This window comes from Sphingomonas sp. DC4900 (assembly GCF_049896485.1).
GTDB classification, from domain to species: domain Bacteria; phylum Pseudomonadota; class Alphaproteobacteria; order Sphingomonadales; family Sphingomonadaceae; genus Sphingomonas; species Sphingomonas aquatilis.
In genome coordinates this window covers 66,222-80,595 of record NZ_JAFCUK010000015.1, presented here as the reverse complement: position 1 = coordinate 80,595, position 14,374 = coordinate 66,222, and the positions used below count along the sequence as shown (strand labels likewise).

The following is a 14,374-nucleotide window of genomic DNA, read 5'->3' as shown; positions in this document are numbered from 1 at the left end:
TCGGTGTCCCACCCGATCCCATCCCGAACTCGGCCGTGAAACCCGACTGCGCCAATGGTACTACTGCCTAAGCAGTGGAAGAGTAGGTCGTCGCCAGGCATTGAAGCCTGTGCGGGAAATAAGAACCCATTCATGATTTCGTCCCAACGGGACACGCAACCCTCGCCACAAGCGGGGGTTCTCGCGTCTCAAACGGACACTCCATCAAAGCACCACTTTGATGGTCCTTGGCGCGGGGTGGAGCAGCCCGGTAGCTCGTCAGGCTCATAACCTGAAGGTCACAGGTTCAAATCCTGTCCCCGCAACCATTCCTCACAAAAGCCCCAGACCATCCGGTCCGGGGCTTTCGTGCGTCTTGGCGCACACACCCATCCCCAGCGCAACCGCACAACAGAACCGCACGGACGTGCAGTGCAACATCCGCGGGGCGGGCCTGACTTGATAGAGGAACTGGTCACCACTCCCGTCTTCTGAACCCCGACATAGCCGCCCATCTGAACGGCCAGGCCAAGCGCACCGAGCGCCAGTACACGAGGATCGTGAATAGCGCCTATAACGCTGCGATTGAAATTGATCTGGGCAAACGGCCCCACTTGTACCTGCCAGACCGGCCCGGGTCGATCGCGCAGCAGATTGAGGCTGGCCTGGTTGCCCGCGACGACGAAGCTGTGTCCCTTGACCGATCCGATCGCGGCGGGCGCGACGACCGGGCGGTAATGATTCGAACCTTCATAGTCGGGAACGACCGCCAACCCCGCACCGACCGCGACGATGTCGCGATCGAGGGGGTCGGTGTCCTGACGAGACTGGGCCGTGACGGGTGCGGGGAACAGGCAGGCGGTCAGCCATGCCGTCGCGCCAAAGACAGGCAATTTCGACACAGGATGAACCTTTCGATCAGCCGCCGAGGGCGACGTGCAACTGGATGCGGGCGAGCGCGCCAGCGATGGTCTGGCGGAGCAGCGCCCGCTCGGCGGCGGTCTGTGCGGCTTGCGCCTCGATCAGCGGCCCGGCGGCGATGTCGCCGCGCCGATATCGCGCCTCGATCGCGGCCACGGTTTGCGTTTGGGCAAGGCTGTCGATCGTCGCCAGCGCCCGCCGTCGGTCGAGCGTCCGCACCATGGCCAGTGCATCGTCCACCTCGCGCCAGGCATCGCGCACCGTCTTCTGATAGGTAAGGGCGGCGCTGCGCTCTTCGGACCGACGAAGCGACAATTGGCGTTGCAGCCGCCCACCCGCAAAGATCGGGATCGACAGCACCGGGCCGACGCCGGTGGTACGCCCATCCCACCCGAAATCGGCCAGGTTCAACACGTCGATGCCGAAGAGGCCGGAGAGGTTGAGGCTGGGGTAGAAATCAGCCTGCGCGGCACCGATCGCGGCAGTTGCCGCGTGCAGCGCGGCCTCCGCGGCCAGAATGTCGGGCCGGCGTCGGACGAGATCGCTGGGAATGCCGGGCGCGGGGGCGGCCAGCATCGGCATGGCGGACCGATCGGTCGCGTCGAGAGGTGGCATATCCGGGTTGCGGCCAACCAGCACCGCCAAGGCGCGGGCGGTGCGCGCGATATCGGCGTCGAGCGTCAGCAACGCATCCTGTCTCGCCCGCCGCTCCCGATCCGCCGCGCGGACGTCGATGCGGGTAGCGAGGCCCCGCGTCTGGAGTGCGGTCGCGATGGCGAGCATCCGGTCGCCCAGCGCCTGCTCACGGAGCGCAAGCCTGCGTTCCTCCACCAGCCCGCGCCATTGCCAATAGGTCTGCGCGACCGCTGCCTCGACCGACAGCCGCGCACCCCGGGTGGCGGCGTCCGCTTGCGCGGCCCCGGCGGTGGCGGCCTCCACCTCGCGCCGGGTTTTGCCCCACAGGTCGATGGCCCAGCTGGCGCTGACATCGGTCTGGTAGAGATCGAACGCATAGCCCTTGGGAATCGTAGCGTCGGCGGCATTCGGCGACTGGCCCAGCAGCGGCGCCAGGACGCCGGCCAGTCCGGCGGTGCCGATGCGGTTGCGACTATAACCAAGCTGCGCGCCCACCTGCGGCAGGCTGTCGGCATGCTTGGCGTCGCGGGCGATCCGCGCCGCGACCAGCCGCTCCTCGGCGATCCGCAGGTCGAGATTGGCGGCGCGCGCCTCATCCTCCAGCCGGTCGAGCAGCGGGTCGCCGAAGCTGCGCCACCAGGTCGCATCGGGCTGGGTCGGTGCCGCGACGCTCCCCGGCCACCGCGCGGGCAGGTCGGCGACGGGCGGATGGAAATCCGGGCCGACCGTGCAGCCGCTCAGCAGCAGCAGCGCGACCAAGCCCGCGCCGATGGTGCGACGATCAATCATGCGCGGCCTCCTTGGCAGTATCCTCGCGGCCGAAGAGCAAGAGGTAGAAGGCGGGCAGCGCGACCAAGGTCAGGATGGTCGCGCCGATCAGTCCGCCGATCATCACGATCGCCATCGGCCCCCAGAAGATGTTGAAGCACAGGGGGATGAAGGCGAGCACGGCGGCCAGGGCAGTCAGCACCACCGGGCGGGCGCGGCCAACCGTCGCCTCGGTCACGGCGGTACGCACCGTCATCCCCTCGGCCCGGTGCGTCTCCACCTGATCGACCAGGATGATAGTGTTGCGCATGATCATCCCCGCCAGCGCGATCAGCCCCAATAGCGCGACGAAGCCGAACGGCGCGCCCGTCAGCAGCAGCGCCGCCACCGCGCCGATGATCCCCAGCGGCGCGGTCGCCAGCACCAGCAGGGTTCGCGGCAGGCTCTGCAACTGGATCATCAGTAGCACGAGCATGATCCCGATCGTGACCGGCAGCAGGCGATAGATCGCGCGGTTGGCGTCGGCGGACAATTCGCCGTCGCCGCCCTCCGCGATGTCATATCCGGGCGGCAGCGCAGCGCGGATACCGGCGATGCGCGCAGCGGCGGCATCGACGATCTCGGCGGCCTGGACGTCGCCGATCATGTCGGCCTGCACCGTGATGGTTTGCGCGGCATTGCGCGTCCAGACGATCGGCTGCTCGGTGGTCGGCGACAGCGTCGCGACCTCGCTCAGCGGCACCATGCCGTGCGCTGTCGATACGGGCATGTCGATCAGACCGCCCAGGTCGTGCCGATCCTCGGCCCGACCGCGCACCATGATGCCGATCCGCTTCGTCCCACGCAGCACCGCGCCGCCGGGCGCGCCCGACAAGGTGGCGGCAAGATCGCTCGCCACCTGTGCCCGGTCCACCCCCAGCGCCGCCGCACGCGCCGGATCGATCTGGTAGCGCGCGACCGGTGCGGCGATGCCCCAGTTGATCTGAACCGCCGTGGACGATGGGATGGCGCGCAGCACGGCGGCGATCCGCTGTGCGATCGCGCGCAAGCGGGCGGGATCGGGCCCGGTCACCCGGTATTGGACCGGCGATCCCAGGCTCGGCCCCAGCGACAGGCGACGCACATGCAGGCTGGCGCCTGGGATGCCCGGCATTCGCTCCAGCTTATCGATCAGCGCATCGCGCGCCGCCAGATCGCGGGCCACCAGCATCACCGTCGCGTTCGCCGGATTGGGCAAGGCCGGACCATAAGGAAGGTAGAAGCGTGGCGCCCCGCGACCGACGAAGCTGTCCATGCTGCGGAGGCGCGGGTCGCCGTGCAGCAGATGTTCCAGCCGCCGCGTCGCCGCTGCGGTCGCCTCGATCGAGCTGCCCGGCCGCATCGCGAGGTCGACCAGCACCTCGGGCCGGTCGGAATAGGGAAAGAATTGCTGCCGCACGCGTGTCGCGCCGAGCAGGCCGACCGCCAGCAGCGCGATCGTGATGCCGGCGACCAGCCAACACCGGTTCAGCGCCCACTCGATCGCGGCACGCAGTCGCCGGTAGAGCCCGGACGGCCTGGCGTCACGCCCCTGCCCCCGCGCCATGTCCGGCAACAGCGTGACGCCCAGGAACGGGGTGAAGACCACGGCGACGATCCAGCTGACCAGCAGCGCCGATCCCGTCACCCAAAAGATGCCGCCCGCATATTCACTGGTCGTCGACTGGGCGAGACCGACCGGCAGGAACCCGACGACGGTGATCAGCGTGCCGGTCAGCATCGGAAAGGCGGTGTGCGTCCAGGCATAGGATGCGGCCTTTTGCCGATCGACGCCCTGCTCCATCTGGACCACCATCGCTTCCACGCTGATGATCGCGTCGTCGACCAGGAGGCCGAGCGAGAGGATCAGCGCGCCGAGCGAAATCCGCTCTAGCCCGATCCCCGCCACCCCCATGTACAAAGCGACGATCGCCAGGGTCAGCGGCACCGATAGCGCCACGACGATCCCCGTCCGCCAGCCGAGCGTGACGAAGGCGACGACTAGCACGACGGTCAGCGCGCAGAAGAATTTGATGAGGAAGGTGTTCACCGCCTCGCGGATATTGGCGCTCTGGTCCTCGACCTGCGTCAGACGCGCACCGGCGGGCAGCGTGCGCCGGATCTGCTTGGCGGCCGCGCGGATCGCCTTGCCGAAGCCCAGTCCGTCCGCGCTCGGCCGCATCGACACGGCCAGGATGACCGCCGACCGGCCATCATGGCGCACCACCGCCTCGGGCGGATCGGCAAAGCCCCGCACGACCGTCGCCATATCACCCAAACGCATCGCGCCGGACGGCGTCGGGATCGACGCGCTTTCCAGATCGCGAACGTCGTCCACCTCGCCGTCCAACCGGACGGGCGTCTGCATCGCGGCCTGCACGCCGCCCGCCGGGGCGATCGTCTGACGCTGCGCCAGTGCCTGGGCCAAGCGATCGGGCGACAGGCCCATGCCGGCGAGCCGCCGCGGGTCGACATCGACGAACAGGCGCTGGGGCAGTTCACCGATGATCTCGGCCTTGCCCGCTCCGGGTACGCGCAGCATCGTATCGCGCGCCTGCTCCGCCAGCCGGACCAGCCGGGCATTGTCCGCGCCGGTCAGGGCAAAGACGTAACCATAGACGTCGGCATTGTCCTCACTCGCCGCCAGCGAGGCGCCGGCCGGCAATGCGGGCTCGATGTCCTTCAGCTTGCGCCGGACCTGTTGCCAGACATCCTTGACCTGTCCGGGAGGGGCGGCGTCCTTCAGCTCGACGGTGATGACGCAGGCGCCTTCGAGGCAATAGGTCTGGAGATAGTCGAGATCGTCGATCCCGCGCAGCGTGCGCTCGACCGGATCGGCGACCTGCGCCTGCATCTGCGCCGGGCTCGCGCCGTCCCAGCGGGCGGACACGATCATTTCCTTCAGCGTGAAGCCGGGATCTTCGTTGCGCCCCAGCGCCAGGAACTGCGCCGCGCCCGCTACGAAGAGCAGCGCGATCAGGAAACCGACCAGGGCGGGGTGTCGGATCGCCCAGCGGGAGAGGTTGAGCCGGTCCATGGCTCAGTGGAACCCCGGCTCGATACCGGCATCGACCACGCTCTGTCCGTCGACCAGCGTGTCGGCGGCGGTAGCGACGATCGACTGGCCATCACGCAGATCCGTGACCAGCGCATCTCGCCCCAGCCATGCCGCGATGCGCACCGGCTGACGCCGGATGTGGCTGTCGGGCTGCAGCGTCCAGACATAGGGGCGCCTGTCCGCATCGCCGATGGCGGACAGGGGGACGCGGACTTGCTGGTCCGGCATGGGCGTGCGCAGGGTAAGCGTGACGATGCTGTTGTAGGGCGGCGGCGATCCCGTGCCGCTCAGGACGAAGCGGGCATCGCGCAGATGCGATGTCGGATCGCCCTCCGGCGCGAGGCGGCGCAGCCGGGCGGTGAACGTGTCTGCGCGGCTCGGCATGCCGATATCGGCCATCATCCCGGACGTCAGGCGCAGATCGGCCGGCGCCTGGATCTCCACCTCGGGCGCGCCGCTTGCGAGTTTCAGCACCGCCCTGCCCGCCTCGACGACGCTGCCCGGTTCGACGAGGCGCGCGGTGATGACCCCATCCTGCGGCGCGACCAGTATCGCGTCCGACAGCATGTCGCGGCTGCGCCGGACGACCGCCGCGGCAGCGGCGACCTTCGCGGCCGCCGCCCGGGCGGCCAGTGCCCGCTGGCGGACCTCCGCGCTCGACAAGGCGCCGACGCCGTCCAGTCCGCGCGACCGGTCGGCTGCATCCTGCGCTGTCCGCGCATCGGCGGTGGCGGCGGCGAGCTCGGCCTCGGCCTGCGCCGCTCCGGCGTCGGCGTCGGCCTTGCCCAGGCGTCCCAGCACTTGACCGGCGCGCACCGTATCGCCGACCTGAACGGTGAGCGTCAGCAGCCTTCCGGGCCGTTTGAACGCGAGCATCGTCTCGCGATAGGGGCGCACGACGCCGCTGAACTGGCGAAGCGCGCCGCCCGCGGCATGAACGGGCACGACATCGACGATCGCCGTATCACGATCGGGTTGCTGTGACGGCGGCGACGCACAGGCGGACAAGCCGGACAGGGGTAACAGAAGCGCGACGAAGTGACGATGGCGAGCAAACGGCATGACGGCCCCCAGAAAGCGGAACGGGCGCGCCATGCCGGGTGTGACGTGCCGCGCCTCCCGGATTTCCGATTTCGACCGATCGATTTCGAAATCGATCAGTCCGACAGGGGCGGAGTCTCCAGATGCCGGCGACGGTAGGCGCTGGGCGTCTCGCCGAGCCGCGCCTTGAAGCTGCGGTTGAAGACCGCCAGGCTGCCAAAGCCCGCATCCATCGCAATGGTCAGGATCGGCACGTCCGCCTGTTCGGGATCGGCCAGCGCAGCGCAGACCTCGGCCACGCGCAGTCCGTTCAGATAGTCGCTGATGTTGCGATGCCCGAAACGGCCATTCACCAATCGGCGGACGCGATATTCGGGCACGTCCAGCCGCGCGGCGATGGCGCCGATGGTCAGCTCGGGCTCGCGGTACAGGCGGTCCTGCATCATCGCCCTATCGAGCGCACGGGCGAGCGGCTCGTCCTGCTCCTGCGGCGGGGACGGATCGGCGGTGATCACCAGGGGCAGCGTGCTGTCGGGCGCGGCGGATGCGAACATGTCCCGGTGCCGCAGCCCGAACAGCAGCAGCGCGAGACCGAACGTCCCCGTCACCATGCCGATCGCACTCGCGATACCGGCCATGGCAAAGCGGCCGAAGGCGCGCCCCGCGACCTCCGCGCCGATCGTCCAGAGCACGACGATCGTGACGATGACGACGAACGCCACCCGCGCGCGGCGTCGCGCCTCCACCAGATCGGTCGCGCGGTTCTGCCAGGCATGGCGCAGCGCATCGACGGTGAGCGCGATGCCCGCGACGTACAGAATCCCATCGAGCGGATGGAGCGGTGCATGCGTCCCCCGCTCGCCGCCGATCACGGCTGCGCTGACGCCGAGATACCCCAGCGCCGGGGCCAGTTCGGCAACGCCCGGGCGGAAATCGTCCTCGAACCACGAACGGGCAAACAGCCAGAACAGCGGCAAACTAGCCGATCCGGCGAGTTGCAGCAGTGTGGCGAGCATCGGCAAGCCCTGCATGAAAGGCAACCCGGCCACCTCCGTCAGCAGCGCGGCGAATGCCAGGGCCGCGCCGTAGCGACCGGCACGGGTCGGCGCCTCGCTGAGGAACAGCGCAATCGCGAGTGCGAGCAACGTGGCGATGCCGCCGTGCAGCCAGGCTTCGATGCTCAGCACGCGGGTCTTTCTGCGGTGGCGCCGATCGCGTGCGACGGCACGCTGTCGGTCGGGTGAAAGGTGGGGAGGCGGGGTCTTCCGCGCCGACCTATTGCGGCGATCCCGGCTTGCCAAGCGGCGAGGGGCGGTTGGTCGCGACTGTCGATTACCCATTGCACCGCGATGCATGGTGCGGTGCGATCTTGTGGCGGCGTTACGGCTTTTCGATCGTGCCTTGTCGTACCCCAGGACGAGAGGTCGTGGGGTGGGGGAGTGATGCGCATGGTGCAGGGAGTGCGGTGGGTGGCGCTGGTGTCGGTGCTGGTCGGCACGGCGTCGGTGTACGCCGGGCCCGCCTTCGCTGCGGCATCGTCCGGGTGTCGGAGCCACACGACGTTGGCGCCATGGGGGCGTTATCCGATGCGACGCTGGACGCCGATCCGGCAGGTCCGCCAGCCGGCGACGATCGACGATGACGGCAGCAAACGCGAGGGGCTGGCGATCGGTGCGCCGTTCCGCGCGCGCATGGTGCAGGCCTATGGCGTCGATGACGGCGAGGCGCGCCGGATCGTGGAGATGGTGACCGCGGCGGGCTGCTATCGCGCATTCCGGGCGGATTCGTTCGTGGCTGCCGACCAGGCCATCATCGCTGCCGAAGTCGCGCGGCATCCCTCCACCCCCGATCCCAACCGCTATGCGACCGTGTCGGAGCCCGGGCAGGTGGAGCCAGGCGACCTCGAGGCGGGTAAAATCGCCAAGTACGAGACCCAGCATTTCGTCTTCTGGTACGGCACGAACACCAAGGGCGACAGCTATGCCTATGCACGCGACACCGGGCAGGACTGGCGCACCGTCCTGACCCGCGCGGGGGCGTGGGCGGAGCAGGTGTGGCATCTGAGCCGCGATCTGACGGGCGCACCGATGCCCTATGCCGACCGTCCGGCCGGCGAACGCCGACGCATCGCGGTGTACATCTCCGGCACCGGCCGCCCCCATGTCGCGGACGGCGACCTGATGTCGGGCACGCCGGTGGCCTCGCCCGCCATCTGGATCGCCGCGAGCATGCTCAATTATGGGTCGAAGACGTTCGCGCATGAATTCGGCCATGTCATGCAATTCTATTCGGGCGGACTGCGCGACAGTCCGAGCGCCGGGGCGATCTGGGAAGCGGGCGGCAATTGGATCGGAAACCTGCTAGTGCCGGGATCGACGACGTGGATCGGGAGTTACGGCAACCGCCAGTATGTCGGGCCTTTGTGGCCCGACGCGCGCTACGGTGCGTTTCCGTTCCTCAATATGCTGTTCGAAGATCCGCGCACGCGACCGCTCGTCTGGGCGGGGTGGACCCGCAATGCGCGGACCGCCGCGGGGGCGTCTACCGAGGATTTCGTGCCGACCATCCTGCGGCTCGGCACGGCATCGGGCGCCTATCCGAAGGGCGTGCGCTCCTTCGCCGACGACATGGGATGGTATGGCGCGCGGCTCGTCACGCTCGACTTCATGAACCAGCGCGCGCTGCTGGATGCCGTTGCGCAGTCGCGGTTCGTCTTCGGCGGGAGCCGCTTTGCCGCGTTGGTTCCGGGCGATCGGCCGGGCCGGTTCGTGCCGCAGTCCGACCAGGTGCTGTACCAGTTCGGCACGGACATCATTCCGCTGACCCCGACCGGCCATCGCGACACCGTGTCCGTACGCCTGACCGGCGTCACGACCGCCAAGGACGCGGCATGGCGTTTCGCGCTGGTGGCGGTGCGGGGCGAGGCGGATGCATTCTATTCCCGCCTAGGCGCGGTGGAGGGGACCGGTAGCGCCACCGTCTCCTATCGTATCCCAAAGGATGCGCGCCTGTATCTGGCGGTGACGGCGACGCCGGGCGTGTATGAATCGCTTGGCTGGCAGAAGCCCGGATCGACGGCGGGCGCGCGCTTTCCCTATGCCGTCGATATCAGTGGCGCGGCGCCGCGGCTGAAGGGAGAGGTCGATTGCCGGATGCCGCAAATGACGCTGAAGGGGCCGCCGCCCGCCTGCTGACGCGGAGCTCTGCGCCTTTTATTGGGCAGGGGGCGTCGTGGTGCCGGACGTGTACACGACGGTGTCGTCGGTCACCACGGCCGTTCTGTCGTAGCGACGTCCGCCCGCATCCGTATCGTGCGCGGTCACGGTCACCCGGTTCGGCGTGGGCTGCGGCGGCGCGAACAGCGAGAAGCTGGGGGCGAAGGTCGTCAGCGTCTGTGCCGTGCGGCCGTTGTCGGGGCCATCGCCGCTGATCGTGCGTTCGCTGGCCTGCGCGATCTGCGTGCCGTTTTTCACCCCATAGAGCGGCGGCTGGACGCCGATGTCGATGGCCAGCGTATCGCGTTCGGCGATGCGGCGCTGCGATGGCGTCGCGCCGCGCGTCGTGACGGTCATCGTCTGGCGCGCCACATAGCGCTTGCTCGACACGCCGGTGTCGCGGGTGTTGGTCAGCCGCTGGTCGAGGTCATAGGCGACGCGGGTGACCACGCGACCGTGAGGGGTGTCGACATAGCCCTCGACACGGTCGGCGCGCGTGGCGATCGTCTGCACCGTGCCGATCGCGCCCGGCCCTCGTGGCGCGCGAAGCTGTCGCGTGACGATGCGCGCGGGGGCGAGCGTGTTGGCGGTCAGCGCGCCGGTCACCACCGGACGGGTGGGATCGACCGTCCCGATCAGCGTGCCCGACACGCGGAAGAATGTGCCGGCGGTCGGCATGGCAAGTGCGATCACATGCGGCTGGCCGTCGTTGAGCAGCGCGGCGAAGGGCGTGAGGTCGACCCGGGCGGACGGCAGGTTCAGCGCGCGCAAGGCGGGCACGCGTCGCCACAGGCCAGGATTGATGCCGCCGGTGAAGATGTCGGGCTGGACCGAGCGGACGCCCGCCAGCCGTTCGTCGATCCGTACCTCCACCTCGCGATACGGTGCGTCGCAGGGCGGCGGCCCGAAGATATTGCGCTGGGCGAGATTGCCGGGCGCGCAATCGTACCAGAATTCCTCGCGCTCCTGCCCGATGGCGAACAGGTCGATGGCGAGGCTCGTCAGGTTGCGCGGGAAACGGATCGTGCGTGACACCATCGGCTTTTGCGGGTCGAGCCGCGACAGTCCCGCTGTCACCGGCAGGACCACGCCGTCCGGGGCGGGCGCCTCGCCAGCGTAGAAGACCAGACGGGCGCCCCAATGGACATGCGCATCATGGTCCTTGTCGAGATAGTTGACCAAGGTCGCCCGGCCGTCGGTCGGCGTGCGGAGGAGCGCGGCATAATCGGTCACGTCGCGGGCGACCTGCCAATGCGGGGCATAGGTATCGCCGGGCTCCATCGTCGTGCCGAGGAAGAGGGTGGCACCGCCCAGCGTCAGGTCGGCGGAGCGATCGAATTGCGTACCCGTGGTGACGTCGAAGTCCGCCTCCAGCACCACCTGGCGCCACGGACCGGGACAGTCGGCGGGTGGGCGGTAGACCAGTGGCAGGGGTTCGTCGCCCTGGAACTCGCGCCGGTCAAACAGGGTGACGGTGCAGGATGGACCGCTGGGGCGGGGCAGCGGCGGGCTCAGGTCGACAACGGCGTTGCCGATCGGCCGTGGCGCGGTCTGGCCAGCGGCGGGTGCGCCGATGCTGGCCGATAGCCCGGCGGCGAACAGCGCCCGCCCCATGATGCCGCAAAGGCGGAAGCGCGGCATATGATGGATGTCCATGGCCCGTCCCATGTCAAAAGAGGAGCGCGTCCGCGCCGATGGCTGCCCGGGGCGAGGCAGGATCGGCCTCGCCCCGGTGCGCCTCAATGCTTGGCCAGCACCTGGGCCGGGGTCACCACCTCGACCGGCAGGCCCAGTCCTTCCAGCTGCGGGCGGATCGTCTTGGCATCGCCCACGACGGTCCAGACCCATTTGGCAGGTTGCAGATACTGCCGCATCGCAGCGTTCGCGTCCCGCAGCGCCACCGCGCGGATGCGCGCGTCGAAGGTGCTGAAGAAGTCGTCCGGCCAGCCGTTGCGCTGGAGCATGGCGGCGGCGGCCATCACCTGCCCGCCGAAGCGGAACGAGGCGACGTTCTTGCGCAGCGTGTTGGCGACGGCCTCGTCGAACTCCTCCTGCGTGATCGGCCGGTCGGTGACGATCGCGTTCAGCTCCTTCTGCACTTCCTTGATCGCGGGGCCGACCTTGTCCGGCTGCAGCTGCACCTCGACCTGATAGCTCGACCCCAAATCGTTGACGTCGAAATTGCCCGACGCGCCATAGGTCCAGTGCTTGTCCTCGCGCAGGTTCATGTTGATGCGCGAGGTGAACTCGCCGCCCAGCGCGATATTGGCGAGACGCGGTGCGACGCCCTCATAGCTGCGCGGCATGTCGACCAGTTGCCCGCCCCCCAGGAACGCCTGGACCTGGCCGGGCATGTCGACCAGCACGATCTTGGGCGGTCCGGTGACGAGCGCCGGACGCGGATCGAGCGCGACCGGGGCGGGGCCGCGCCCTTGCACGCTCCAATGGCCCAGCGTCGCATTCAGCTTCGGCAATAGCGTCGCAAGCGGCTCGTTCGAGACAATGACCAGCTTGGCCTCTTCGGGGCGAATCCAGCGACGGAAGGCCGCCTCCAGATCGGGGCGGGTGATGGCGTCGACCTCGGCCACGCTGGGCACCTGCGACGCCTTGGCGAGCAGCGTCCCGGGCGCGAGCGCTTGCGTGAAGGCCGTGCCCAACAAAGTGCCGGGGCTGGTCGGCGCGGCCGTGACGCGTGACAATTCCTGCCGCCGATATTCCTCCAGCCGATCCTGCGGAAAGTCGGGACGGGTCAGCATCAGCATCATCGTGTCGAGCGTCGTGTCCAGGCTGGCGCTGGGCGCCGCGAACGAGACGCCGGAATCGGTGTTCTGCGCGCTGCCGTAGATCGCCGCGCCGGTGCGTTCGCGCAGCTGCTTGAACCAATGGTCGTCATGGCCACCCGCACCTTCGTCCAGCATCTGGAACATCGCGCGGATCGTGCCGGGCTTACCGGCGGGATCGTCGACGCTGCCCACGTCGAACGACAGTTCGGCGGTGGTGAAGGGGACGGCGTCGTGCTGGACGTAGAGGACGGGAATACCGTTCGCCAATTTGGCGTGCTGCACCGGCGGGAAGCGGGCGGCCTGGGGCTCGCCGACGCCGGGGATGGGGCCGCGCGTGCCGCTTTGCGGGGCGACGACGGCGGTCTTGGGCGCGTCGGGCACCTCGGCCCCTGCGACGCTTTCGTCGCCCGCCGCGGTCATGCGCGGTCCCGGGACGATCATGCCGCGATAGCCCGGACGGCCCAGCCACTTGCGCGCATCGGCCATGACCTTTGCCGGGGTCAGGGCGAGATACGCCATCAGGTCGTCCTTATATTTGGCGGGCGAGCCGAGCACCGAATTGGCCTGCATCAACAGGCCGCCGCGCGCCTCGATCGTCTCGTTGTTGCGGACCGCCGGAATGATCCGCGTCGCCTTGTAGCGCTCCAGCGCATCGGCGGACGGCGTGCTGCGCAGGAAGGCGGCGATCGCGTCGTCCAGCGCCTTTGCCGCGACGTTCGGATCGACACCCTTCCGGACCGAGCCGTAAATGGTGAATTCGCCGACGCCGCGATAGGTCGTGTTGTCGGCGCTGAGATTGTTGAACAGCTTGTCCCGGCGCACCAGCTTGTCGAACAGCGGTGCGCCGTCGATTCCGGTCATCAGGCCCGATACCGCGTCGAGCGAAAAGTTTGCCGGGTCGCGCCCGCCGGGCACGGGCCAGGTCCGGGCGATCTGTGCCGTCGAGACGGGGCCGGTGAACGATTGGTTGATCGGCGCGGCCAGGACCGGCGGCTCGGCGGCGGGCGCGGTAATCGCGCGCCCGCGCGGGATGTCGCCGAAATAGCGCATCGCCTTTGCCTTGGCGGTCGCGAGATCGATGTCGCCCGCCAGCAGGAGCGTGGCGTTGTTCGGACCGTAATAATCCTTGAACCACTGATGCACGTCGGCGAGCGACGCCGCATTCAGATCCTTCATCGATCCGATGACGCTGTGGCCATAGGGGTGCGAGGCGGGATAGATCGCGCTGCGGCGGCTGTAGCCCAGGATGCTGGCGGGGTTGTTGTCGTTGTTGCGCTTTTCGTTCTGGACGACGCCGCGCTGCTCGTCGAGCACGCCCTGGGTGATCGCACCGAGCAGATGCCCCATCCGGTCGCTTTCCACGAACAGCACGCGGTCCAGGCTGCCGGTCGGCACCGCTTCGTGATAGTTGGTGAAATCATAGCCGGTGCTGCCGTTGACGCCGATCGACCCGGCGTCGCGCAGATATTTGAAATAGTCGCCCGGCGCATTCTCGCTGCCGTTGAACATCAGATGCTCGAACAGATGGGCAAAGCCGCTGCGCCCCGCGGGCTCGAAGGTGGAGCCGACGGCATAATTGATGCTGGTATAGACGATCGGCACGCTGTGATCGGTGAGGACGATGACCGTCAGGCCGTTGGGCAGCGTGAACGTCTGATAGGGAATGGTGAAATCGCGGACCAGCTTGACGAGCTCCGCCGGGGTGGAGTCCGGGCGGGATGCCGTGGTCGTTGCGGCGTTCGCGGGGCGTCCGGCGAATGCCGGGACGGGGGCCAGGATCAGGGCCGTACCGGCCATCAACATCATACGCAGGCTCATCGACTTATCCTTGATCGGTTGGGGAGGAGCTGGTCGAGCGACGGTTCGGCACCGTGACACGGGTGCGGAACCGTCGCGGGACAGGACAATCGGGGGTGGGAAAACCGTAATGGCGAGGACCGTGTCTCGGGCGGCGT

The 14,374-nt window shown here is 68.6% G+C and carries 8 protein-coding genes, 1 tRNA gene and 1 rRNA gene; 3 read left to right on the top strand and 7 right to left on the bottom strand.

Features of this window, described 5'->3' with window-relative positions:
- Positions 1–99 (top strand): 5S ribosomal RNA (gene rrf / locus ACP690_RS15180); the annotation flags it as partial.
- Between the two features lie 132 nt (positions 100–231).
- A tRNA-Met gene (locus tag ACP690_RS15175) sits at positions 232–308 on the top strand.
- Here the strand turns inward: ACP690_RS15175 and ACP690_RS15170 are convergent.
- The 5 genes from ACP690_RS15170 to ACP690_RS15150 all read right to left on the bottom strand — a co-directional run bounded on the left by ACP690_RS15170 (position 279) and on the right by ACP690_RS15150 (position 7,608).
- A complete protein-coding gene (locus tag ACP690_RS15170; protein WP_426261456.1) occupies positions 279–881 on the bottom strand; it encodes a MipA/OmpV family protein in 603 nt (200 codons plus the stop codon). The two genes, ACP690_RS15175 and ACP690_RS15170, sit on opposite strands and share 30 nt — an antisense overlap.
- Before the next feature lie 16 nt (positions 882–897).
- On the bottom strand, positions 898–2,325 hold the full coding sequence (locus tag ACP690_RS15165; protein ID WP_426261457.1) for an efflux transporter outer membrane subunit: 1,428 nt from the start codon (positions 2,323–2,325) through the stop codon (positions 898–900).
- On the bottom strand, positions 2,318–5,359 hold the full coding sequence (locus ACP690_RS15160; protein WP_426261458.1) for an efflux RND transporter permease subunit: 3,042 nt from the start codon (positions 5,357–5,359) through the stop codon (positions 2,318–2,320). Before ACP690_RS15160 ends, ACP690_RS15165 begins: the two co-directional genes overlap by 8 nt.
- Positions 5,360–5,362: 3 nt before the next feature.
- Positions 5,363–6,442, bottom strand: coding sequence for an efflux RND transporter periplasmic adaptor subunit (locus tag ACP690_RS15155; protein ID WP_426261459.1), 1,080 nt, complete (start codon positions 6,440–6,442; stop codon positions 5,363–5,365).
- 95 nt (positions 6,443–6,537) lie between these two features.
- The gene (locus ACP690_RS15150) at positions 6,538–7,608 is read right to left on the bottom strand and encodes a helix-turn-helix domain-containing protein (protein WP_426261460.1); all 1,071 of its coding nucleotides are present in this window, start codon (positions 7,606–7,608) and stop codon (positions 6,538–6,540) included.
- A 261-nt stretch (positions 7,609–7,869) separates the two neighbouring features.
- Here ACP690_RS15150 and ACP690_RS15145 point away from each other — a divergent pair, with 261 nt between their 5' ends.
- Positions 7,870–9,615: a DUF6055 domain-containing protein gene (locus ACP690_RS15145; RefSeq protein WP_426261461.1), complete on the top strand. Its 1,746-nt coding sequence runs from the start codon at positions 7,870–7,872 to the stop codon at positions 9,613–9,615.
- An 18-nt stretch (positions 9,616–9,633) separates the two neighbouring features.
- On the opposite strand, the gene ACP690_RS15140 is transcribed toward ACP690_RS15145, so the two are convergent.
- On the bottom strand, positions 9,634–11,292 hold the full coding sequence (locus tag ACP690_RS15140; RefSeq protein ID WP_426261462.1) for a peptide-N4-asparagine amidase: 1,659 nt from the start codon (positions 11,290–11,292) through the stop codon (positions 9,634–9,636).
- Positions 11,293–11,375: 83 nt separating this feature from the next.
- Complete coding sequence (locus ACP690_RS15135) at positions 11,376–14,237, bottom strand: M16 family metallopeptidase (RefSeq protein ID WP_426261463.1); 2,862 nt, start codon at positions 14,235–14,237, stop codon at positions 11,376–11,378.
- Positions 14,238–14,374 lie beyond the last annotated feature (137 nt).